Source organism: Pantoea sp. X-Soil-TKNS-1280, from assembly GCF_059730475.1.
This window is the reverse complement of sequence record NZ_AP035966.1, coordinates 164,620-187,030: the sequence shown is the minus strand read 5'-3', so window position 1 is coordinate 187,030 and position 22,411 is coordinate 164,620. Positions and strand designations below refer to the sequence as shown.

23 protein-coding genes and 1 pseudogene are annotated in these 22,411 nt (G+C 50.4%); 14 read left to right on the top strand and 10 right to left on the bottom strand.

The window, feature by feature from the left end:
• Window positions 1-20: 20 nt before the first annotated feature.
• Window positions 21-545, top strand: a complete 525-nt coding sequence (locus tag AC6I8X_RS28120; protein ID WP_497841987.1) for a hypothetical protein — start codon at window positions 21-23, stop codon at window positions 543-545.
• Window positions 546-1,036: 491 nt separating this feature from the next.
• Here AC6I8X_RS28120 and AC6I8X_RS28115 read toward each other — a convergent pair whose 3' ends face one another.
• Window positions 1,037-1,225 (bottom strand): YjfB family protein, encoded by a 189-nt coding sequence (locus AC6I8X_RS28115; protein WP_497841986.1) that lies wholly within the window; start codon window positions 1,223-1,225, stop codon window positions 1,037-1,039.
• A gap of 118 nt (window positions 1,226-1,343) precedes the next feature.
• Here AC6I8X_RS28115 and AC6I8X_RS28110 point away from each other — a divergent pair, with 118 nt between their 5' ends.
• The 3 genes and pseudogenes from AC6I8X_RS28110 to AC6I8X_RS28100 all read left to right on the top strand — a co-directional run bounded on the left by AC6I8X_RS28110 (window position 1,344) and on the right by AC6I8X_RS28100 (window position 2,209).
• On the top strand, window positions 1,344-1,472 hold the full coding sequence (locus AC6I8X_RS28110; protein WP_497842027.1) for a hypothetical protein: 129 nt from the start codon (window positions 1,344-1,346) through the stop codon (window positions 1,470-1,472).
• Window positions 1,447-1,602: pseudogene (locus tag AC6I8X_RS28105) on the top strand (Lrp/AsnC ligand binding domain-containing protein); the annotation flags it as partial. The gene AC6I8X_RS28110 and the pseudogene AC6I8X_RS28105, both read left to right, overlap by 26 nt.
• 118 nt (window positions 1,603-1,720) lie before the next feature.
• On the top strand, window positions 1,721-2,209 hold the full coding sequence (locus AC6I8X_RS28100) for a DinB family protein (RefSeq protein ID WP_416414091.1): 489 nt from the start codon (window positions 1,721-1,723) through the stop codon (window positions 2,207-2,209).
• A gap of 67 nt (window positions 2,210-2,276) precedes the next feature.
• Here the strand turns inward: AC6I8X_RS28100 and AC6I8X_RS28095 are convergent, their stop codons facing one another.
• Window positions 2,277-3,071: an MBL fold metallo-hydrolase gene (locus AC6I8X_RS28095; protein WP_416414090.1), complete on the bottom strand. Its 795-nt coding sequence runs from the start codon at window positions 3,069-3,071 to the stop codon at window positions 2,277-2,279.
• A gap of 342 nt (window positions 3,072-3,413) precedes the next feature.
• On the opposite strand from AC6I8X_RS28095, the gene AC6I8X_RS28090 reads away from it, so the two are divergent.
• Together AC6I8X_RS28090 and AC6I8X_RS28085 are read left to right on the top strand one after the other, a co-directional pair.
• The gene (locus AC6I8X_RS28090) at window positions 3,414-4,328 is read left to right on the top strand and encodes an Rpn family recombination-promoting nuclease/putative transposase (protein ID WP_416414158.1); all 915 of its coding nucleotides are present in this window, start codon (window positions 3,414-3,416) and stop codon (window positions 4,326-4,328) included.
• An 85-nt stretch (window positions 4,329-4,413) separates the two neighbouring features.
• Window positions 4,414-4,563 (top strand): Rpn/YhgA-type helix-turn-helix domain-containing protein, encoded by a 150-nt coding sequence (locus tag AC6I8X_RS28085; RefSeq protein ID WP_497841985.1) that lies wholly within the window; start codon window positions 4,414-4,416, stop codon window positions 4,561-4,563.
• A 50-nt stretch (window positions 4,564-4,613) separates the two neighbouring features.
• Here the strand turns inward: AC6I8X_RS28085 and fos are convergent, their stop codons facing one another.
• Window positions 4,614-5,012, bottom strand: coding sequence for a fosfomycin resistance glutathione transferase (fos, locus tag AC6I8X_RS28080; RefSeq protein ID WP_299456717.1), 399 nt, complete (start codon window positions 5,010-5,012; stop codon window positions 4,614-4,616).
• A gap of 171 nt (window positions 5,013-5,183) precedes the next feature.
• Here fos and AC6I8X_RS28075 point away from each other — a divergent pair, with 171 nt between their 5' ends.
• Window positions 5,184-6,275 (top strand): endonuclease domain-containing protein, encoded by a 1,092-nt coding sequence (locus tag AC6I8X_RS28075; protein ID WP_497841984.1) that lies wholly within the window; start codon window positions 5,184-5,186, stop codon window positions 6,273-6,275.
• Window positions 6,276-6,356: 81 nt separating this feature from the next.
• Here AC6I8X_RS28075 and AC6I8X_RS28070 read toward each other — a convergent pair whose 3' ends face one another.
• Complete coding sequence (locus AC6I8X_RS28070) at window positions 6,357-6,572, bottom strand: YdgH/BhsA/McbA-like domain containing protein (RefSeq protein WP_084872098.1); 216 nt, start codon at window positions 6,570-6,572, stop codon at window positions 6,357-6,359.
• A gap of 189 nt (window positions 6,573-6,761) precedes the next feature.
• Window positions 6,762-7,688 (bottom strand): LysR family transcriptional regulator, encoded by a 927-nt coding sequence (locus tag AC6I8X_RS28065; RefSeq protein WP_313683239.1) that lies wholly within the window; start codon window positions 7,686-7,688, stop codon window positions 6,762-6,764.
• A 182-nt stretch (window positions 7,689-7,870) separates the two neighbouring features.
• On the opposite strand from AC6I8X_RS28065, the gene AC6I8X_RS28060 reads away from it, so the two are divergent.
• The 6 genes from AC6I8X_RS28060 to AC6I8X_RS28035 all read left to right on the top strand — a co-directional run bounded on the left by AC6I8X_RS28060 (window position 7,871) and on the right by AC6I8X_RS28035 (window position 13,598).
• Window positions 7,871-9,034 (top strand): mandelate racemase/muconate lactonizing enzyme family protein, encoded by a 1,164-nt coding sequence (locus AC6I8X_RS28060; RefSeq protein ID WP_497841983.1) that lies wholly within the window; start codon window positions 7,871-7,873, stop codon window positions 9,032-9,034.
• A gap of 169 nt (window positions 9,035-9,203) precedes the next feature.
• Window positions 9,204-10,532: an MFS transporter gene (locus AC6I8X_RS28055; RefSeq protein ID WP_416414085.1), complete on the top strand. Its 1,329-nt coding sequence runs from the start codon at window positions 9,204-9,206 to the stop codon at window positions 10,530-10,532.
• A 172-nt stretch (window positions 10,533-10,704) separates the two neighbouring features.
• On the top strand, window positions 10,705-11,016 hold the full coding sequence (locus AC6I8X_RS28050) for a cupin domain-containing protein (protein ID WP_299456708.1): 312 nt from the start codon (window positions 10,705-10,707) through the stop codon (window positions 11,014-11,016).
• Between the two features lie 216 nt (window positions 11,017-11,232).
• Window positions 11,233-12,162 carry an alpha/beta fold hydrolase gene (locus AC6I8X_RS28045; RefSeq protein ID WP_313683242.1) on the top strand — a complete coding sequence of 310 codons (930 nt, stop codon included), beginning with the start codon at window positions 11,233-11,235 and terminating at the stop codon, window positions 12,160-12,162.
• Window positions 12,163-12,203: 41 nt separating this feature from the next.
• Window positions 12,204-13,058: an NAD(P)-dependent oxidoreductase gene (locus tag AC6I8X_RS28040; protein WP_299456704.1), complete on the top strand. Its 855-nt coding sequence runs from the start codon at window positions 12,204-12,206 to the stop codon at window positions 13,056-13,058.
• Window positions 13,059-13,169: 111 nt separating this feature from the next.
• Entirely contained in the window at window positions 13,170-13,598 is a 429-nt protein-coding gene (locus AC6I8X_RS28035; RefSeq protein ID WP_313683244.1) for a MarR family winged helix-turn-helix transcriptional regulator, read from the top strand.
• Here the strand turns inward: AC6I8X_RS28035 and AC6I8X_RS28030 are convergent.
• From AC6I8X_RS28030 to AC6I8X_RS28020, 3 genes are all read right to left on the bottom strand, one after another.
• The gene (locus tag AC6I8X_RS28030; protein ID WP_416414081.1) at window positions 13,595-14,017 is read right to left on the bottom strand and encodes an ester cyclase; all 423 of its coding nucleotides are present in this window, start codon (window positions 14,015-14,017) and stop codon (window positions 13,595-13,597) included. The two genes, AC6I8X_RS28035 and AC6I8X_RS28030, sit on opposite strands and share 4 nt — an antisense overlap.
• A 68-nt stretch (window positions 14,018-14,085) precedes the next feature.
• The gene (locus AC6I8X_RS28025; protein ID WP_497841982.1) at window positions 14,086-15,351 is read right to left on the bottom strand and encodes an MFS transporter; all 1,266 of its coding nucleotides are present in this window, start codon (window positions 15,349-15,351) and stop codon (window positions 14,086-14,088) included.
• A 55-nt stretch (window positions 15,352-15,406) separates the two neighbouring features.
• Window positions 15,407-18,514, bottom strand: a complete 3,108-nt coding sequence (locus AC6I8X_RS28020; RefSeq protein WP_497841981.1) for a beta-galactosidase — start codon at window positions 18,512-18,514, stop codon at window positions 15,407-15,409.
• A gap of 204 nt (window positions 18,515-18,718) precedes the next feature.
• Between AC6I8X_RS28020 and AC6I8X_RS28015 the strand changes: the two genes are divergently transcribed.
• The gene (locus AC6I8X_RS28015) at window positions 18,719-19,789 is read left to right on the top strand and encodes a LacI family DNA-binding transcriptional regulator (protein WP_497841980.1); all 1,071 of its coding nucleotides are present in this window, start codon (window positions 18,719-18,721) and stop codon (window positions 19,787-19,789) included.
• Window positions 19,790-20,137: 348 nt separating this feature from the next.
• Here AC6I8X_RS28015 and AC6I8X_RS28010 read toward each other — a convergent pair whose 3' ends face one another.
• Window positions 20,138-21,007, bottom strand: a complete 870-nt coding sequence (locus tag AC6I8X_RS28010) for an ATP-grasp fold amidoligase family protein (protein WP_299456695.1) — start codon at window positions 21,005-21,007, stop codon at window positions 20,138-20,140.
• A complete protein-coding gene (locus tag AC6I8X_RS28005; protein WP_299456694.1) occupies window positions 21,004-22,248 on the bottom strand; it encodes an oligosaccharide flippase family protein in 1,245 nt (414 codons plus the stop codon). The genes AC6I8X_RS28010 and AC6I8X_RS28005 overlap by 4 nt, the downstream gene beginning before the upstream one ends.
• Window positions 22,249-22,411 lie beyond the last annotated feature (163 nt).

Genomic DNA, 22,411 nt, shown 5'->3' with positions numbered 1-22,411 from the left:
ACTTATTCTATGGAGCTAATGTGATAAAAAGCGACAGACTTATCACGCAGTTGCAAAATAAATTCATCGAATATGCGATAGAGAATTTATCTCTTCAAATGCCGTACAATAAGATGAACTATTTTGTATATGATATTCATCATTTCTTATTGGCGTTGAGCCGAGGCGAAATTAACTCCCGATCGAGGAATATCGTATTGCTTTTTAACAATGAACTGGAGGTTTTTATTCTCCAGTCGATTTGCGATGTTTCCTTTGTTGCTCTTGATGTACGAAGTCTTGATGTTTTTGACTTCTTCAACGGGGAAAAGGTTTTTAAGAAAGTAAAGCCGTTCAAAGAAAAAGATGATAGTGCCAGAATGCGAGTTTTTCTGTTGATTCTTCGTGGGTGGGATGATGAGAAAATTTGTCACTCTCTATTCATTACCATGAAAAAGTTGAAAGAATATAAATCACAACTCACATATACATTTTTTGAAAAGAGAAGAAATCTCTTTTACTTGACGTTAAATGGCTTTTTACAAAGAGATGTCTTAGCTGCCTAAGTTTGGAGTGGGTAATTAATCAACCTGTCATCTTGAAAATGGGATGGCAGGTTAAATTATTTAAACTTTGAATATGTCATTTAAATGCACTCAAAATCACCACCAGACGCAGTAACTTTCATCACTGAAATCTCATCTTTACCATTACCTAATATGTCTGAATTAATTCTAAGGCAATCCTCAGCCTCACCAGACTGATCACCTGTCTCGATTCTTTTCTGTTATCCCTCCCGATTACCTCCCCAACGTCTTTTTGATACAAACGGTCATCTCTTTCAGGGCGAACAGACAACTTCTACACCTGAGAAAGCACTATAAGCGGAATGTGAAACTACGCGTTATCTCGTAAGCAGTTCTCTTCTCTTTGAAACCATAAAATTACCATCCACCATTCCATCACCGCAAAGCGGGGAGATTCTCACTCCCCGTTACAAGAGCCGGCTATGACATCCGCGAGTAAACCAGCATATCAATCCCGGTCAGGCAGCTGCTCAAGCGGTGGTATTGATATTCCGTCCGATTGCCGGGTTGGATGGCAGTTGTGGAATGGATGCGAGAATACTGGCTGCAGAGGACTGTTGGTTATCTAACGCTTTCTTCAGTACGAGGGTGTTCACCTGGCTTTTAAGATCCAGATTATCAAGACCGGAAGCCAGTGAAGTAATTTGCGAAACATCCATGGTGTGCTCCTGTTCGATACAAAGAAAAAGGAAACTCATCTCGGCCTGAAACCAAGCCGTGCAAGGTTATCGGCATTTCGGCGAAAAATGTTAGGGATTAATGGAGTCAGTATTAGACATGGCTCATCATCAGGCGTACAGCAAAGCCGATAAGAATGACGCTGAAAAAGAGTTGCTGAATGCGTTGAAAGCGGATGTTTCTAGCAAGAAAACGGCCATATTTTCTATTACATGTGGTAGTGCCTGATTTGAAAGCCTACGAGATTTTCCACACCACGGTGTTACTGCCGTTACCGGGTGTACGTGACATCCGAAGTACCTTTGCCATTCAGGTTATCAAAGAACCTTCGCCACTCCCTCCTGGGCATATAGTGTAAGTCAGATTTATCGTGCGGCACTCATACCACAAGGTATTTGTTAACGGAGTGTAATTCAACGTACCAATTCTGCATGCTATTGATATGATGACACAATGTAAAATGCCAGGGACAGACCATGAGCACGCCAACGATCGTTACATTGCTTAAATATAAGCGCTGGATTGACCTCGAAACTTTAAAGGCAATTAAAGAAGTAGACACCTCTGCGAAAGCAGAAAAACGACACCTGACGCTCCGGCTGATGAACCATATTTATGTCGTAGACATGATTTTCAGGGCCAACCTGACAGGGCAGCAACATGGGTACACTGCGCTGAATACGCCGGATACTCCTTCTGCTGATGAGCTGCTCGATAAAATGGCCGCATGCACGGATTGGTATATCGAGGCGGTTAACGCCATGACTGCCGAGGATCTCGCCACTACGATAAAATTCCAGTTCGTAGACGGCGGGGAGGGTGAAATGAAGGCTGAGGATATGCTTAATCATGTTTTGTTCCACGGGACATATCATCGCGGTGCGGTGGGCTGGTTACTATCAGAGTGTGGAGTAACGCCTCCCAAAGACGTTTTGACGGTTTTCCTCAGAGACCATAACCACTAATCCGCGAGCCTGATTTCCCGCGTAGTGATAAGCACTGGGTAGCTTTTAAGCTACCCAGATGTCCGCATTACATCCTCATACAGGCGATATATTTTTCACCTGAACGGCGTACGATCTCCCCCGCATTTTCCGTGATATTCCTTCCTTCAAACGCACCATATAGTTTCGCAAACTTCACGGTACTCAGGCGCTGCGTAATATCCCGGACCGTCGCTGCCGGTAACGGTAGCATGTTGGGATAGCTCCACAGAAAGGAGACGGCATTCGCGCCAGGTGTGACCTGAACAGTGTCCCCGCCAAGCAGTATCCCTTCATCCTGTTCCCAGTGCAGCACGCAGCTGCCTGCGAAGTGCCCACCAAGATGCATAACAGTAACGCCAGCAGTTAGTTTAATCGCCTCGCCTTCCCAAAGCCTGATATAGGGGCTGTCGCGCATGATCCACTGACGATCGCTGGCGTGCAGGTAAACCGGGGCATCAAATTCAGCTGCCCATTCCTGCATGGTGGTATAGAAATGCGGATGTGATATGGCGATGGCTTTGAGCCCACCCAGTGCGGAAATTAACGTTTTCGTGGCGTTGTCGAGAGTGGCGATGCAATCCCACAGAATATTCCCTTCCGCTGTTCTTAGCAGGAACGCGCGTTGACCAATCGCGAAATCAGGCACGGTGGTGATGCTAAAGAGACTGGCTTCATGTTGTTGCCACTTATTTGTATGTGAGGCAAGTAGGGTGGGTAAATCGACCCATTGCTGCCCGGTTGCAGGCACAAACTGCCGTGCATCTTCGCAGATTTTACACTGTCTCGGGGGAGTGCCGGTGAACGCATAGGATGTGCCGCAGGCTTTGCATAAGGTGATCATTACGTCGTCCTCTCTGTCTCATCAGTATCCAGTCAACATGGCATATCAACGCACCAGGGTGTGCCGGTTAGTGCTGATTTTTTGTCCGATGTTCGTTATCTACCTGACCAGAAAACCGACTTTATAAGGCAAACGAAACGCTGAGGTGGGCAATAGATGAGGGTATTGATATCGGATCTCGGGGCCGAAGTACCGAGATTGCGCACAGACTGCTGTATGGATAGCCAGTAATCTATCAAAATTCTGCGATTCAATGTCATTTATTGAAACTCCCATCAGATCAGATGTATAGCAGAGTTTTGTTAATAGCAGGTGAGCAGCATCCCAATCAAGGAGAAGGACATGTCGTACAGGAAAGCCAGGAGAGGGAAAAAAGCCACCCCAACCCCGCATGACCTTGTATTTAAGCAGTTTCTGACGCATCCCGAGACCGCCCGGGATTTTATGCAGCTTCACCTTCCGGCCGGGCTGCAGGCGGTTTGCGACTTCAAAACCCTTAAACTGGAGTCAGGAAGTTTTGTTGAGGAAAACCTGCGTCCCTACTTTAGTGACGTCGTTTACAGCCTGAAGACCACAACCGGTAATGATGGTTATGTGCATGTGCTTATCGAGCATCAGTCTTCCCCGGACAAACATATGGCCTTCAGGCTTCTTCGCTATGCTGTGGCAGCCATGCAACGCCACCTGGACGCCGGGCATAAAAAGCTTCCGCTGGTGATACCGGTATTGTTTTACACCGGTAAGCGCAGCCCTTATCCGTATTCAACCCGCTGGCTGGATGAATTTAGTGACCCGGTGCTTGCAGAGAACCTCTACAACAAGGGTTTCCCGCTGGTTGATGTCACCGTCATTCCTGATGCTGAAATCATGGGACACCGCAGTATGGCGGCCCTGACTTTGATACAGAAACACATTCACCGGCGCGATCTGGCCGAGCTGCTGGATAATCTGGCTACGCTTTTGCAGACGGAACCCATGACAGGACAGCAGTTTGTTTCGGTGATAAACTACATTGCGCAGGCAGGCGAAACTTCAAACGCAGAAGCCTTTGTACGTAAATTGGCACGGCGAGTGCCTAAACACGAGGACGAACTGATGACTATCGCGGAACAGCTTAAACAGAAGGGCATTCAGCTCGGTGAACAACGCGGAATCGAGAAAGTTGCCCGTAATATGTTGCTGGACGGTATGGACCGCAGCACCGTCATGAGAATGACTGGTCTGACCGAAGAACAGCTGTCGCAGATTAAGCACTAATCCATATCCTGCCTCACTATCGGAAGTATTCATGGAATATACAGGCGAACGGACACGGCCAGTGCCGAAACACAAGGACTAACTGATGACTATCGCGGAACAGCTTGAACAGAAGGGCATCGAGAAGGGCAAACTTGAAGTTGCCCGTAATTTATTGCTGAACGGTATGGACCGCAGCACCGTCAAGAGAATGACCGGTCTGACCGAAGAACAGCTGTCACAGCTTGACCACTGATCTTCCCCTGTTAGCCATTATGTTTTTGTTGTTACGCCCAGCCCGTCAGACTAGAAAAATTCCATTCCCTCATACGGATGAGCCGTGCAGGCGCTGAGTCGGCTATCCAAATCCCCGTCATGAACTTCCAGCTTGTGTCCATCCGGATCCAAAAAATAGATCGATTTCCCTTCGCTTTTATTTGTTTTCCACTCCCTGACACCCGATGATTTCAGATGCTGCGCAAACTCATCGAAATCTCCACTCCGGATACTGAATGCGTAGTGAGTGTAATCCTCTCTGAGCGCGACGGTATCAGCAGAAAGGCACAGCCACAGATCCCCCAGAGAAAGATAGGCTCCTCTGGCCCATTTCGCCTTCGGCGTAAAACCGAGGGTGTTGACGTAAAAATTAAAGCTTCTTGCAACATCACTCACGGCGATAGTTATGTGATTCAGTCCGGTAAGCACGTGTAACCTCGTAAGCAGGGTGGGGGATGTTATTGAGCCATAAAACTCTCCATGTTCAAACGGTTGTCTGTGATAATGCCAGCGGGAATATTATTGAAGTGTCAAAATGCCCATTGCAGAGGCATAAAAATCAGCAACGATAAATGTATTTACGACAACAGGGGTGTAGTTGTGCAGGATAATAAAAATAAGACCATCTGGCGTCGCATCGGGATTATTGCGGTGCTGTTGCCCGTCTGCTTCTTCTTTCCATTTATGCTGCTGGTCATTGGCTGGCTGATATGGACTATCTATCAAGATCTGCAGGCTCCCTCGATCATTAGCGTTCCCCCTGCGCCGACCTGGCGTGATGTGAAAGCGGGCGATGAGGACTGGCTCAGTAAATTCTGCGCAGGCTGTGAGTCACCCGCTGAAGAGCAGTTCCTTCGTGCGATGGTCACCGCGTTTAATCTCACACCGGATAACGGAAAATTAATATCCCCCACACTAACGCTGGAAATGCAGGTAAGCGTAGGGAACTACCGCTTTGATTTTGTGGCGAATGGTCGTCAGGTGATTGAGATTGATGGTGCTGCATGGCACTCGTCCCCGGAACAGAAGGGGCGTGACCGCATCCGGGATGCATTTTCCGTTGGCGAGGGCTACAGGGTGTTGCGCATTCCGGCAAAAGTGGTTTTCAACACTCCCGACCAGGCCATCAGCCAGGTCAAGGCTGTCATGGTGGAGACGCCACACTATACCCGACCAGCCAGACCGCAGTCAGCAGCACCCCGCAAAAGCCTCTCCCAGCACCTCAGTGCAATTGCCGACGGAGTGAACGCGCTGGACCGTTTCGTTGACGTTGCCAGTACGAAGCAGAAGGCACTGGCTGGCTTTAAGTCTGCCATCAGCACTGAGCAGATGTTACTCGAAGCATTGGTATCGGAAACGGAGCGTGACATTCGTCGTGATGCCATGCCGCCGTTAGCCCGTAAGAATTACGAAAATCTTATGGCGAAACTTGAAGCGCAAAACGATGGTCCGGTAAAAGCGTCGCGTGCAGAGATTTACCGGTGGAAAGCAATCACCAAACCTTCACCCAACGAGGATCTGGAAATACAGGGGCAGATCGAAAGGGTGTATCAGGATGAAATGGCCCAGCGGAACCTGCGGATGATGCAGCTCAAACAACGCTGCGCCAATGACCCGGAGTTTGCGCGGCGTTTTCGCCTGAAAGTTGAAGAGACACATTTCCCTGAAGCAGACGTTATTTTTGGCGTGTGAACAGCATTAAAACGGCTTCAGATGCGAAAAAGGCCGCCCCGTGGGGCGACCTCTTCCGGCACTTCCTTTTGCGACCATCTGTTATTTGTACAGTTCTGCGGTCATATGCACACGGTTATTGGTGTTGGCTTCGGTAATTTTATACTGATCGCCATGCTGTGCGGCCTGAGCGGCAACCTGAGCTTCGGCACCGTCCAGAGTATCGGCGGTAACAGAGATGCTCTGGGCGAAGCTTGCTGCTGACATCAGAGAAAGAGCGGCTGCGGCGGCGATGGTCATTGCTTTGATAGTTTTCATGGTCTTATTCCTTAGTTTGTATGGTTGAAAGCATGATTGCTTTCGATGGAATAATGATAACCATAGTAACCATTAGCATATTAACAATAAATGCTGGTATTGTGATCGTGCTAACTATCACGCTGATAGGGCATACCTATAGGGGCGGTGTGCATTAAAGGAACATGCCCCGGCACACCCTCGCTCAGGCTAAACCTGACCATCTACAAAAATTTCCCACAGCTCCTCAACAGCCCTGGACATTCTCGCTGCTGGCCGAAAAAGCCTGATATCTATTGGCACCCACAGTGCGCTTTCTTTGCCCGCAGCAGCGGCAATCGTCCCGGCTTCGACATCCGGACCAGCGAGTGTTCCCGGCAGCCATGCGATACCGTCCCCGGCTCTGACCATTGCCAGCAATGTGGCCGCCAGATCGGCGGTGAAGGCGATATCCATCCCGCGCCTGGCTCGGTTTACCTGTGAGATATTCGCAAGGATTCTGCCCAGGCCAGATTCCGCAGAATAGGAGAGGAAAGGGAATTTTTTCCCGCCGGAGGCATGCCAGAGCGGCTGTCGGGTTGCCGGATCGCATTTTGCGTAAGGCAATAATGTTTCACGTCCGAGCCGGACGCTGAGGTATTTCGCGTCATCGAGGTTAATGTGCATGTGAGGGTGGTGGTAGCAAAGCAGAAACTGAGCGTCACCTTTTGCAATCATCCGTTCACAGGCACTCAGCGTGTCAGATAACAGGCGGAAGGATCCAAAACGAGCAATTTTTTCGTTGTTACGCATCAGCGCCGGGAAAAAAGAAAACGACAGGGAATGCGTAGCGGAAAAAATAACGTCTGGTCGGGTTTCTCCTGCCGCTTCGATGGCTTCGCTTCTCAGGGTGTAGAGCGCGCGGATAAGTTCCGGGATCTGCGTGACGAAAACTTCTCCCGCACGCGTCAGACTGACGCCGCGACGGTTCCGCTCAAAAAGCGGCGTCCCCAGCCACTCTTCAAGCGAAACAATCCTGCGGCTGAATGCAGGCTGCGTCACATATCGTGAAGCTGCTGCCCGGGAGAAATTCAGTGACTGCGCCAGTGCAACGCAGTCCTCAAGCCATGTTAACTCCAGATGATGCCGATTTTGCATTACAGCCTGCCTCTTTGGCATTAGAACAGAATTCCCTGACTGCTTAGGATTGCATCAGACAGGACTCCGACGTCCTCGAATACTACGTTGGTGCATTATGCCGATAATTATCTGGCATAACATAACCCCTTTCACAGGCACTTAAGTTTGATGGCCATTAACTGAGAACCGCAGGAGAGAACATGCGTATCCTGGATGTTGTAGAAATTACCCAACCCATTGCTTCCCCTATCCGTAATGCGTACATCGATTTCAGCAAAATGACGACGAGCCTGGTTGCCGTTGTGACTGATGTTGAGGTGGGTGGACGCCGTGTAGTGGGGTATGGATTTAACTCCAATGGCCGTTACGGTCAGGGCGGTTTAATCCGTGAACGCTTCCGCAATCGTATTCTGGAAGCCGAACCGGGCAACCTGCTGAATACCAAAGGCGACAACCTGGATCCGCATAAAATCTGGGACGTGATGATGAGCAATGAAAAGCCCGGCGGCCACGGGGAACGCTCAGTGGCAGTCGGTACGCTGGACATGGCTATATGGGATGCCACCGCGAAAATCGCGGACAAGCCGCTGTTCCACCTGCTGGCGGAAATGAAGGGCGTAAAGGCTAATCCGCGCGTTTTTGTCTATGCGGCGGGTGGTTACTATTATCCGGGCAAAGACCTGAGCGCACTCCGTCAGGAAATGCGTGGTTATCTGAACCGTGGTTATAACGTGGTGAAAATGAAAATCGGTGGTGCGTCGCTGGAAGAGGACCGCCGTCGTATTGAGGCTGTTCTGGACGAAATTGGTAGCGAAGCGCGCCTCGCGGTAGACGCCAATGGCCGTTTCGATCTGGAAACCGGTATTGCTTACGCCAAAATGCTGCGTGAATATCCGCTGTTCTGGTACGAAGAGGTTGGCGATCCGCTGGATTTCTCCCTGCAGGCGGCGTTGTCAGAATTCTATCCGGGTCCGATGGCGACCGGTGAAAACCTTTTCTCTCACCAGGATGCACGCAATTTGCTGCGTTATGGTGGCATGCGTCCGGATCGTGACTATCTGCAATTTGACTGCGCGCTCTCGTACGGTCTGGTGGAGTACCTGCGTACTCTGGATGTGCTGGAACAGTTCGGCTGGTCACCGTCACGCTGCATTCCTCACGGTGGTCACCAGATGTCCCTCAACATCGCAGCGGGTCTCGGCCTGGGAGGTAACGAAAGCTATCCGGATCTGTTCCAGCCCTATGGTGGTTTCCCGGATTCGGTGAAGGTCGAAGATGGCCACATCATTATGCCAGAGCTGCCGGGTATCGGTTTTGAAGGCAAATCTGACCTTATTAAAGAAATGCGTTCGCTGGCGGAATAAGTCCTGCCGGTTATATCGCCTTGCTTCGCCTCTTTGTGTTGTCGGGGGGCGTTGTGGAAATAATTATGTTGTCCTGGTTTCTAAATAATAAATAAAAAATATATGACTGATATTTAAAAGGATCTGAATTCAGCTTCCCCCTACATCTGCTCCAAACGAGGAAATTATCATGAGAGGAAATACTCTTAAAGGTAATGCACTTATCGGAACAAAACGCTGGACAATAATATTACCTGCAGTCTTTATTATGTATACCATCTCTTTTTTCGACCGGGTCAATATCGGCATGGCGCTGCCCCATATTACCGCCGAAATGGGGCTTGACCCGGTTGCAGCTGGCTGGCTCGGCGGTGCATTTGCCTGGGGCTATGTCGCTACGCAGTTCACCGCAGGCTGGCTGGCACTGCGCTTTGGTTCCAGAAGAATCATTGGCGTCAGCCTGTTTCTGTTTGGTGCCTGCGCCATGCTGACCGGCCTGACGCGTAGCTTCAGCGAACTGGTCGCCATCCGCTTCTTTCTCGGGCTGGCGGAAGGTCCGATTCAGGCCGCAACGGCGATGTTTCTGGCTCAGTGGTTTATGAAGCCGGAGCGCGGACGTGCTTTCGGCATCTGGAATCTCAGCCTCGGTGCGGGCGCGTTTCTTGCCGGTCCGATCTCTGGCTGGATCCTTGCGCACCATAACTGGCGCATGATGATGATCATTGAAGGCGCGCCAGCGTGGCTGTTCTGCATCATCTGGTTTTATCTGGTGCCCAAAAGCATTCAGGCGGCAAGCTGGCTCAGCGCTGAAGACCGGGACCATATACAGAAAGATCTGGCAGCGGAGCAGTCGGGCTATGTCAAAGATAAATCTGACCCATGGTGGACCATCCTGAAAATACCCGCGCTCTGGCTGATGCTAATCGGTTATTCGCTGCACAGCATGCTGGCGTATGGCTTTACGCTCTGGCTGCCGACGGCCCTCAAAGGTTACGGCACGCTCAGTGAATTTATGGTTGGCCTGATAAGCGGCATTCCCTTCCTGATGACCATGATCGGTATCTGGTATATCACCCGGCGTTCCGATAAGTACAACCAGGAACGGCGGCTGCATGCGGCCATCCCTACCGTTTTTTGCGGAATGGCTCTGTCGGCCGCAGCCTTTGTTCCGCTTGCTTACTACTGGGTGCAGATTGCCCTGTTCATGTTTGTCGGCCTGACCATGAAGATGCTGGTGCCGCTGGTCTATGTCCGGCTGACGGAAATCCTGCCGACGAAAAAAGCGGTGCCGGCGGTGGCATTCGTGGGGGCGTGCAGCAATTTCATCGGGCAGTTTGGCGGTCCGCTGGTGGCCGGATATCTGAAGCATCTGGGTGGCGGTACCGATATGACGCTGGCATGGAGCGTGCTCGGCCTGTTCTCTATCGTGGGCGGGGTGTTGTTTGCGCTTGCGGTGGGCCAGAAGGAGAGTGTCTGGGACATCAGGCAGGCGTTCCGGCCTCTTCCCGCCAGGGAATGACCCAGCACAGCCTGCTCCCCGACACGGGGGCAGGCTGGACGTTGACGCAGAGGCGGGATGCGGACGTAACGGTGACAGATCCGGACAAGAGAGGTTGAAGGTGTTGAATCAGACGATCCCGTCTGGTACTTCTGCATGAACGGAGCTAATCCATTTTTATGTCGGGGAAAAAATGAAGTTTTATTGCAGCAAAGAATTTACTGGCTCTCAGGCCTGGGAATCGTTACCTGTTGCCAGTTTTGATAACACCAGCGTGAAGCTTCACTGGACCGATCAACCGTACAAGTGGCACATCAACGATGGACAGGAAGTTTTTGCTGTTATGGATGGTTGCGTCGAGATGCTCTACAAAGAAAATGGCGAGGTTAAAAGTAAGACGCTGCATACCGGTGATATTTTCTATGCCAGTGAGGGGACGGAGCATGTAGCCCATCCACAAGGAGCCGCCCGCGTCCTGGTGATCGAAAAAGAAGGTTCTGTTTAACCCCACTTCTGTTCACTAACCCGGGACGTGCTAAGCGCATTTTCGGGTTAAGACCGCAAATTCCCCCGGCCTCAATCCTTCTCATTAACATACTAAACGATACATATGTGTTGACGGGGTTGCTTTGGCGTTATTAATATACCAATCGATACATATGTTATCAGGTCTGTTCGCACCCCTATTTCTGTCCAATTTACCTTTTAAGGATGTTTGTCGATGCAGTCTTCTCCTTTGTTAAACGCACCTGTCTCAAGCGAAGCCGCTGCAACTGAAGAGTTTCCGGTACCCGTTGGTTTTACCAGCGGGTACCGGACGATCAATGGCGTTAAATTGCACTACGTTAAGGGTGGGTCCGGCCCGCTGGTCTATCTGGTGCATGGTTTTGGTCAGAGTTGGTATGAGTGGAACCAACTGATGCCTGAGCTGGCAAAACGGTTTACGGTCGTGGCCCCCGATCTGCCGGGACTGGGACAGTCCGGCGTCCCGCATTCATATCGCGCCACCGACATCGCGCCCCTGCTATACAAACTGGCTGAGCAGTTCAGTGCGGGGCAAAAGTTCGATCTGGTGGCCCACGATATCGGAATCTGGAACACATATCCGATGCTGGTCCAGCATCAGGACCGTATCCGTCGGGTTGTTTACATGGAAGCCCCGATCCCTGATGAGAGTATCTATTCGTTCCCTGCTTTCACTCCGCAGGGAGAATCGCTGGTCTGGCATTTCAGCTTCTTCGCTGCCAGTCAGCAACTTGCCGAGACTCTGATCAGTGGAAATGAGCGCGTGTTCTTTGAGCATTTCATCAAAGAGCATGCGAGCAACAAAGATGCCTTTACGCCTGAACGGCTTGATCTGTATGCGAAGTCTTATGCCAAACCGCATTCGCTGAATGCCGCGTTCGAATACTACCGCGTCCTTAATCAGGGAGTGGCTGATAATAAAGAACTGTCAAAGAGCAAGATAAGCATCCCCGCGCTCGCCATCGGTGGCGGCGGGCAGGGTGGAATGGGGCAATATCAAATTGACATGATGCGGCGCTTTGCAACCGATGTAACCGGAATGGTATTGCCGGACGGCGGTCACTGGTTACCGGAAGAATGTCCGGTTGCGCTCAACCAGGCGGTGACAGAGTTTCTAAGCTGTTAACTTCACGACTTTTCATCTCATTCAGATAGAAGGATTATGACATGGAGATAGGAATTATTGGTCTGGGGGCGATGGCGCGCGCAATGGCCATCAACCTGGTCGCGGCAGGCAATCAGGTCAAATGCTGGAACCGCTCCGGCGGAGATGTGCCGGGAGTACAGATGGTGGATTCTCCCGCCGAAGCTTTTCAGGCTGACGCTGTGCTGACGATGTTATCGGATGATGCGGCGATACGCAGCGTGCTCCTCGAAGGAAACATACTCGCACAGGCGAAACCGGGCGTTGTGCATGTCGTGAGTTCGACCATCTCGGTGGCATTTTCACAGGAGCTGGCCGAACACCATCGCCAGGCAGGGATCGCCTATGTAGCTGCTCCGGTTCTGGGCCGACCCGATGTGGCAGCAAAAGGCGAGCTGAATATCCTGGCGGCAGGCGATCCGGCGGCATTACAACGTGTGCAGCCGCTGCTGGACGCAATCGGCAAGCGCACCTGGCAGCTCGGAGATAACCCACCGGGTGCGCATGCCGCCAAAATCGCCTGTAACATGATGATTGCGATGGCAATTGAATCGATGGCCGAAGCTGTTGCATTGACGGATGCCAATAACGTTCCACGCAGTGACTTCTTTGAACTGATGCTGGGCACACTGTTTGGTAGCCGTTCGTATCAGGTCTATTCGGCGATTATCACTGAAGGAAAATACCAACCGGGCTTTAGAGCTGAGTTGGGACTCAAAGATCTGCGTCTGGCGTGCGAGGCGGCACAGAATTTGGCGGCACCGTTACCTGCTCTGGCGGCCGTGCATGGACAGATGCGCAAAGCCGTCGAGGCGGGAGGCGCAGACCGTGACTGGTCGATCATGGCTGATTACACACTACGAGAATCGCGTGGATGAAGTAGAAATGATGATAGCGTTGCCGGACAGCGGTGATTTGATTCTCAATGGCGTCATCGCTTTGAAAAACGTCCGGCCTTGCTTTACCGTATATCCCCTGGAATAAATCACATGCAGGAAAATCTGTTGGGCACACCACTTACTCTCGCTGAAGAACTGCGCCAGGTGGTCAGCACCTTTGTGCGTCTGGTTCGCGTTGCCACCGATACGGTGCGTAATTCCCAGCATGAAACCCTGGAACTTCTGGAAACCCACGGCCCGCTGTCAATTGCTGACCTGGCGCGTTTGCGCGGCGTTAAGCACCAGAGTATGCGTCTGGTCATTAATGAACTGGAACAACAGGGCAATGTGCTGCGGCAAAAAAATGTGCTGGATTCACGAGCGTTGCTCATGGTGCTCAGCGAAGCGGGTAGCCAGCAACTGATGGCTGCACGCGCAAGGCGTGCCAGCTGGATTGCTAATGAAATCACGTCAAAGCTGGATGAGCAGGCACAGCAAGACCTGAAAAAAGGCCTTGAGGCGCTACGTAAACTGCTTTAAGACGGGATTTGTGTTTGCTGGAGTTGAGCAATAACGTTGCTCAATGTGTTCATTCCCCAATGCTCAACGTACTGACCGTTTTCCAGGCGAACCATATCAATCACCTCTATGGTCACGGTTAATCCGGTGGGCGCGATGCCCATTAATGTGCCGCTGTGCATGCCAGTGATACGTTTTCGGGTGGTCACCCAATCACGTTCAGCCACCTGTTCTTCAATAGTGACAGTGAGTCCGGAAAATGCCGGACGGAGCAGTCGATCAAACGTCCGCCACAGACTTTCACGATCGTCGGGAGCCCCCGGAGCGGCAGACCGATTGATAAAGTTTGCGGCGACAAGCTGATCAAATGCCTCACGGTCCCCGGCCTCAATCACCTCATGGTTAAAGCGACATACTGCAAGTTTGTTGGTTTGTGTCATACGCCCTCCTGATATATACAGTCTAACTGTATATATCAGGGGCGGCTTCGGCAAGTCTTAAGTGCTGGTCAGGCGGCGCTGTTATACCCGGTAGCCGGGAGCAGTGTTTTACTCCCTTTCAGGGTAAAGAGGGACATCGCGGTAAAACACAGCGTGATACTGCCCAGAATCAGGTATGCCTGGTGGAAACCAACGGTGTCATACATCCGTCCTACCCACGCCGACAGCACCACCCCCGAAAGCTGTTTCGATAAATTAAAACCAATCAGGAATAACGTAGCCGAGAGTTTCGGGTTAAATGCCGAAGAGATGTATTTAAAGGTACCAACCAACAGGAACGGCACTTCAAACATATGCAGCATTTTTAAAATCACCACTTCCACCGCCGACGTAGCAAACGACGATCCTAAAATACGCACGGACATAATTATCCCGGCGGTTAACAGGGCGTTTTTCGCACCGATTCGGTTAACGATAGCGGGCGCACAAAACATAATCAGTGCATTGAGTAATTCCCCGCCCGTGGTGACAAAACCAAAAACTTCGGTCCCGCGTTGTGGGCTGGAGAAAAAGCCTTTAAAGAAGTTGGCAAACTGCTGGTCAAAAACGTCATAGACACTGGCGACGCCCACGACGTAAATAATAAAGCCCCAGAAGCGTGGCATCCGCAGCAGTTCAGTGGCGGTACGCATCGAAAAAGCCTGGCGGTTAGCGCCCAGCGCGTCGATAACCTGCTCGCTGTGACTGCTTTCTGGTCGGGACAACCACAACAATGCGCCAAGGACCAGTGCAAAACCGGAGGCAATCCAGAAGGTTATGTTGGGGTCGATACCGAACAATATCCCGGTGATTGAAGCGCACAATGCCCAGCCAATACAGCCAGAAACGCGAACTCTACCGTATTCGAAACGGTTGGCGCGGCTGACGCGCTCAATATAAGCTTCTACCGCCCCGGATCCGCTGGAGAAGACAATTCCCAGATAGATCCCGCCCGCCAGCGAGCCGATAATAATATTCATCTGGAGCAAAGGGGACAGGACAAAAATAAAGAAGGGGGCAAACAGGATCAGTAAGACCGTAATGGTCCACAGCAGGTGTTTGCGTAATCCCAGCTTATCGGAAATCAGACCAAACACCGGCTGGAATATAATCGCGAATAGCGAAATAGAGGAGAAAACAATCCCCGTTTCTGTTTTGGTTAAGTGGTTAACTTCCGCCAGCCAGACCGGGAAAAAGGGATAATAGGCCGACATAATGAAGTAGTAGAAGAAAAAGAACAGCATAAAGTAGATAAAATTATGCCGTTCTCTTGGTGTGAGTTCAGAGAGTTTCATTGTGACTTTTCCATATTATTATGCCTGTAGGGTAGGGGGCTCGCACCCCCGATTATTATTGGAAATGAATCGTTAACTGATATTGCCATTGTGTTTCGAGCAGCAACCATTGCGGCAGTACGCTGGGTGTCCAGGAATCATCACCACCAACGCCCATATGCTGGCCATCAAGCGTTATCCAGACACCGTTTTCCGGCTGCATCCAGTGCCAGTGGTCAGTCTCCATTAATTGCGCGGTGCTGTAGGGGTGTACGGAGAAGTGGAAATCCCCTGCCACGTGCCAGCGCCCCCAGTCCAGTACTTTGCTGTCGCAACGCAGTCCGTTTTCGCTGGGGAAAATGTATGGCGTGCTCATCTCCTCCAGCGGCAACGTCCAGCGAGAGAAACAGGCGCTGGTACGACGATCCGGGTAGTTCTCATGCGGGCCAAAACCCAGCCACGAGACCGGCGTACCCTGGTCCGGGACCTGGAAATTCAGTCCAACGCGTGGCAGTGGCGGCAGGGTACCTGCACGTTCGCCATCAATCGCCAGATGCAGTTTGCCTTCGGCATCAAAGGTCATCCGCCAGTGGCTGACAATCACCACCTCGTCACCACTCAGGTAGTGCCAGCGGCTATCAATCACCACGTCATGGGCCAGCGTCTGTGCCTCACATTGCACACAGCGTGCGGTAAGGGTGTACAAACCGGCACTTTTCCAGCGTTCTATCCAGGCATTGGGATCGATGCGCTCGACTTCGCTTACGCCGATGTCATTATCCAGTGGTGCACGCACAAACTGGTCGCGCAGTGGGGTGAGCAGTTGCTCGGCACCGTCCACCTGCCAGTGGATCAGCAGACCGCTTTCACGGTCGATCACCCACTGTTGTGATCCGGAGCGTACCGTCCACGCACGGTTGCTGCTCTCCAGCACGGGTGCCATTCCTGCCGATGCCGGAGCAGGTAAAACCAGCGGGGCGGCGAGGGCAAACTGCTGCCAGGCGGCACGATGACCGGCATCAGACCAGACAGTCGCCTGCGGCTGGATAACTTCCAGCGTCAGCCACACCGCTTCGGCACCTGCTGGCAGCGTAAGCGCCTCGCACAGCGTCAGTTCACACTGGGCTTCGGGACGAAGCTCAAGCGTCACGCTGCCGTGGGCAACGGTTTCACCAGCCGCCTGCACCTGCCAGTGCAGCACTTCGTTATCTGTCGCGCGGAACAGGTATTCGCTGGTAATGCTGATACGCAGCGGGTTTTGCGCCAGCAGAGCAAACTGGAAATATTGCTGCGCATGTTTGGCTTCAATCAATGAAGGGTGCGGGCGGCGGTCAGGGAACACCAGACCGTTCATGCAGAACTGACGGTCGTTCGGTTTATCCCCAAAATCACCGCCGTAGGCCCATCCCGTGCTGCCATCGTCAAAGGTTTTGCTGATGGCCTGATCGGCCCAGTCCCAGATAAACCCGCCCTGCAGGCGCGGGTAGTCACGAAATGCCTGCCAGTAATCGGCAAAATTGCCCAGGCTGTTGCCCATCGCGTGGGCGTATTCACACAGGATCAGCGGGCGCTGCTCGCCAGGCATACTGATCCACTTTTTGATCCCCCATTTAGGCACCGCAGGAATCAGGAGATCGTTTTCTACGCGGGCATACATCGGGCAGAGAATATCGGTTGTCGTGCTGTTGGCCCCGCCGCCTTCATACTGCACCGGGCGTGACGGATCATTACGCTTGAGCCAATGGTACATCGCTTCATGGTTGCTACCACCGCCGGATTCATTACCCAGTGACCAGATAATAATCGACGGGTGGTTACGGTTGTTCTGCACCATCCGTGTGACGCGGGCGCTGTAGGCTGGCAGCCAGGAGGGATCGTCGGAAAGACGACTCATTGGCACCATGCCGTGCGTTTCGATATTGGCCTCATCAACCACGTACAGGCCATAGCGGTTACAGAGCTCATACCAGCGCGGCGCATTGGGGTAGTGTGAGCAGCGTGCGGCATTAAAGTTGTTCTGCTTCATCAGCAGAATGTCCTGCACCATGTCTTCTTCGGTAACAACCTGACCACGCTGGTGGTGATGCTCATGTCGGTTGACGCCACGGATCAGCAGCGGTTTACCGTTCAGTTTCAACAGGCCATTGCTGATTTCGACCCGGCGAAAGCCGATATCCCAGGCTTCAGCTTCGATCAGTTCATCGCCGCGCCACAGGGAAACCACTGCCCGATAGCAGTTCGGTGTCTCCGCACTCCACAGCGCCGGGCGTTCTACCGGCAAACTCATTACGGCGCGTTCTGCATAGTTGCCGCGCTCATCAATGATCGGCGAACCGGGCTGTTGCTGATGGCTGGCGACCCGCTGCGTGTCATGCCACAGTTCAACCTTAACTGTCAGTTTTTCCAGCAGCTGCGCCGGAGCGGCAACAGTGACATTGACCTCCAGCCCGGCGTCACGATAAAGCGCATCGAGCTGCGGGGTGAGTTGAACATCACTCAGGTGCAACGTTGGCTTATTCAGCAGCCAGACAGAACGGAAGATCCCGCTCATACGCCACATATCCTGATCCTCAAGCCAGGTGCCCGCGCTCCAGCGCATCACCATCACGCAGATACGGTTATCTCCTGCCCGCAGCTGATTGCTGAGATCGAAGGCCGCAGGCAGACGGCTGTCCTGCGAGTAGCCCACCCATTCCCCGTTACACCACAGATGAAAAGCGGAGTTCACACCATCGAAGATGATTTGCGTCTGTCCTTCGCTCAGCCAGCTTTCGTCAAGGGTGAGCGTCAATGAATAGCAGCCGGTCGGGTTGTCTTCGGGGACGCGCGGTGGGGGAGTGTCGATGGGGTAACGGACATTGGTATAAACAGGGGCGTCATAGCCCTCCATCTGCCAGTTAGAGGGGACCGGCGTACTGCTGCTGTCTGTCAGATCGCTTTCCAGCCAACGGGCATCCACCTCAAACGGGCTACGGGCATAAGAAAACTGCCACTGCCCATCCAGCAGGCGGCGGTGTGCTGAGGGCTGATTATCCTTTGCGCAGTCAACGTCGCGCCAGCTGGCGAAAGTCGGATGGGCTGGTAAACGGTTAAGATGCGTAATGGTTTGGTTTTGCCAGTCTTCACGGACAAGCACTTCATGAAACAAAGGGGCCCGGGAGGTACTGGAATCGTGTTGATGCATATGCATTCCTGATGGATAAATGGAAATGTCATTCGCTAGACAAGTTGGGATGAGTTATCAGATATTTTGTTTAAATCCACAATATTGGCGGAGGCGAAACTCACTATCGATCACGAAACACGACGGAATTGGCGGATTTTTGTCGTCAGTTAGACATAAAATGTTAGCGGACGACATTGCAGTCGAGGAAAAAAGGAGAAGACGATGCAGCGCCATACGGCAACATTAGAAGATGTGGCTCGCGCAGCGGGAGTGTCTGAGCAAACCGTTTCAAGAGTATTGAATAAACCTGATGTGGTATCTGAACGTACCCGCGATAAAGTCATCCGTGCGATGCAGGCGTTGCACTATGTGCCAAATCGCTCGGCACAATTACTGGCGGGAAAGTCCGCACCGTCGATTGGCTTGATCACCGCGTCCTTGACCTTGCATGCGCCATCGCAAATCGCCGCCGCAGTGAAAAGCCACGCGGGTATACATCAACTGGAAGTGGCGATTGCTATGCCAGTAATGGCAGATTACGCCTCACTTCAGGCGCGGCTGAATGAGTTCCGCGCGCAGAATATTCGCGGTGTAATTATAAATTTGCCGCTGGAAAGCAGCATTGCCGAAAAGCTGGTGAGCGAAAACCCGGATATTTGCTGTCTGTTTTTGGATATCTCGCCGGAGACCGATGTTTGCTGCGTGCGGTTTGATCATCTTGATGGCTGCGGGGCCTGCGTAACCCACCTGTGGGAATTAGGGCATCGGGAGTTTGGGCTACTTGCCGGGCCGGAAAGTTCGGTTTCGGCACGCATGCGCCTGAGCAGTTGGCGTGAAACGCTGCATCGGCTGGGGGTGAGCAACGCCGTGACGGTCTTTGGTGACTGGAGTGCGGCCAGCGGCTGGCACAAGGCCTTCGAATTGTTGCATCAGTATCCGCGGATCAGCGCGATTGTCGTGGCGAACGACCAGATGGCCCTCGGCGTGTTAAGCGCACTGGCGCAACTGAATCGCACGGGGAGCAGGGCGGTTTCCGTCACCGGCTATGACGATACGGCGGACAGCCTCTATTTTCAGCCGCCGCTCACGACCGTTGCACAGAATTTTAATAAGCTGGGTAAGCGGGCCGTTGAATTGTTAATCCAGAAGATGGCGGCTCCGCAGATAAGGATCCGCGAATTGTTGCCGACGCGTTTGGTTATCCGTCAGTCAACCTGGTCCAGGGGTGGAGATACCGCAGATGAGAAAGAAGCTGTCATTGCGCAATTAAAATCGCTGGTGGAAAAACTGTGAAAATGTCGCGTTCAGGTCATGTGGTTGAGAGGGAGCGGTGCGGGTCAGGTGTATATTGCAGCTGATTTTGAAGACGTAGCTCCCTAACTGACTCCATATGAAACCGTGACCAGGATAGCGCTGACTGATGCCATACAGATGTAGTCGTTCTCACCAGGCTGCCAGTCCTGACTCAAACGTATTTCATGCAGGTATTTTGTGACGGGAACTGAGGAAAGGAGAATGTGGATCCCTTTTAATTCCTAACCAAGGCGGCATACCGCTGAATTGCCGACTTGTGGTTATTGCCAGACTAAGTGGTAACGTAGTTCTCTGTTCCAATAGTCAGTATCTATATCGGTTTGCACACTATAATTTTAGCTGGCTGCCTAAAACATTATCTGCTTCCTGTAATGCAACATCCAGTCCCGCTGAAGGGGTAAATGTCAGTTCGCCGAAAATAACCATGCCATTTAGCAGGTAGAAGTCAACCCTGACAAACTTAAAATCAGATGCTAATTTAATGGCGTAATCTTTCATTATATCAAAACCATCAGGCATCTTTGGATGCTGATTTTCATTGATTAATTTAATCGTGTCCTCGAAAGGAAGAGGGTTCCAGTTCATGTCAAAATAATAGAACTTAGGTGTTCCTTTGTCTCGTCCTACGCAAACCATTACCGCGTAGGGTTTACCATTGAAACAGTAAAATTTATAATCGTCAGGAAAGCCACCGCGTTCATTTTCAATGAACTTTTCACATAGGATTTTTCTTTCTATCTTTCTATATTGTGGCTCAACAAAATTCGCCGAGTAGTCCTGCTTTAACCATTCAGTGAGTTTTTTGTTTGTTTTCTCAACGTCCATGGATGATTTATCATTGCATATTATGTTATATCCTGCTCCATGGTTGCATTTAAGTGCAAATTTTTCAGGTAACGCATCGTAATCTATATCTTGTGGCTTATCATACACGCCGTAGAGGACATTAAGGATTTCACCACACCCTTTAGAGGAAACATACTCCCTGACCTTATATTTATCAGCACATCTCGTGTAAATATCATTGTTAAGTTCATTGAACTTAAGCCATTGAATTTTCTCATTAAAGCTGGTGGGGTTTGATAAGTTTAATTTTCGCTTGAACCTGATAAAGTAGTGAGCTTTAGCATAAAACTCAGGGAAGGTGTTAGCGCTCATTTGCAGAGCCGATCTAACTGTTTGCTTGATCATTCTCATTTTAATACCCTTGGATTGAAAATATTAAGGTGCATTTTGATGATTGTTTTATTTCCGAAGAAATAATTAAGTAAAGTGCAAGACAGAACCTCTACAATCAAAAAGCAATAGGCAGCGCCATTAATCCCAAATGTACTAATCATCATCCAGGACAATGGTATTGTTAATATGCAACATAAAAACATTTTCTTAGCCAGGTAACTATACCCGGACTCTTTTATTATATACCTGTAACAAATTGTCCCTAACGCAGAGAACATTGTGGCAATAATTATGATGGGGATGATATTAATTGAAGCTATATAATTATCTCCATATAGTAAATGTACAAAAAAATCACCAAAAAGATAAAATCCGCATAAAGCGATAAGAGAAATCAGGATGACAATTCGATTGATTTTAATCAGTAGCTTATCGATGGTTGCCTGGTCTTTTTCATTATATATCTTTGAGAAGAAACTCGTGATTAATGCCAAAACAATGAATGACCAGGCGCCTCCTATTGTTAATGCGACGCTATAAATCCCCAGGTTTGAGTAAGAAAGTATCCTGGTTAAAAAAATACCCGATATCTGAGTGTATATGTCTACTGACAGGCTCGATAAAATTAACGTCCCCCCGGTGTATAGCATGTACCTGTTATACACTCCAGCACCTTTGCTGTTGTCTTCGATTTTTGTCGTGTATTTAAAATATATCAGGCGCATGACATAAGGGATGAGGGGGATTATGATAATGGGTATTGTGAAATAGTAAACCGGCATTTCGAAGTGCGAGATGCTGAATCTGATTAATAACGCAAAAGACAGCCCAATCACATTGGTTATTGTGTTGATCTTTGACTTTAATTGAGTGTTGTTGTAAATGGAAAAGAAATCCATCACGATGTAGTATGTGGCAATGCAATTGGCCACGCCAAATAAAAACACAATTGAATCAGTGAATAAGTAGAGATAAATTAAAATTGAACCTGATGACAGGAGAAAGAGGACCCGCCGTTGGTTCTGAGTGTGTATCGCCATTGCGATTCCGGATTTTGTTCTCTCACTCATGCGTTTAAATAGAATATTCTGACCACCAAACCATGATAATGTTTGCACGAATATAAACAGCGAGGTTGAAATATTTATTTTCCCAAAGTTTTCAGGCCCAATGTACTTCGCCATAAGTGAATTGATATATATCAGTCCGATAATGTTGACCGATTTTTCTAACATGATCCATATTGCGTTAGAGTACATTTCATGTCTCTCATGTGTATAGTTATTTTTGTTGTTTACTTATGAACAAAATGTATATTTATCTGATAGGCTGCTATTTATTCAGATGGATATATATTTTCACTCATTGTTTTACGCATTTTATTTGGTGGGTAGTGTGGTTGTTTATATAAAAATAGTGAAG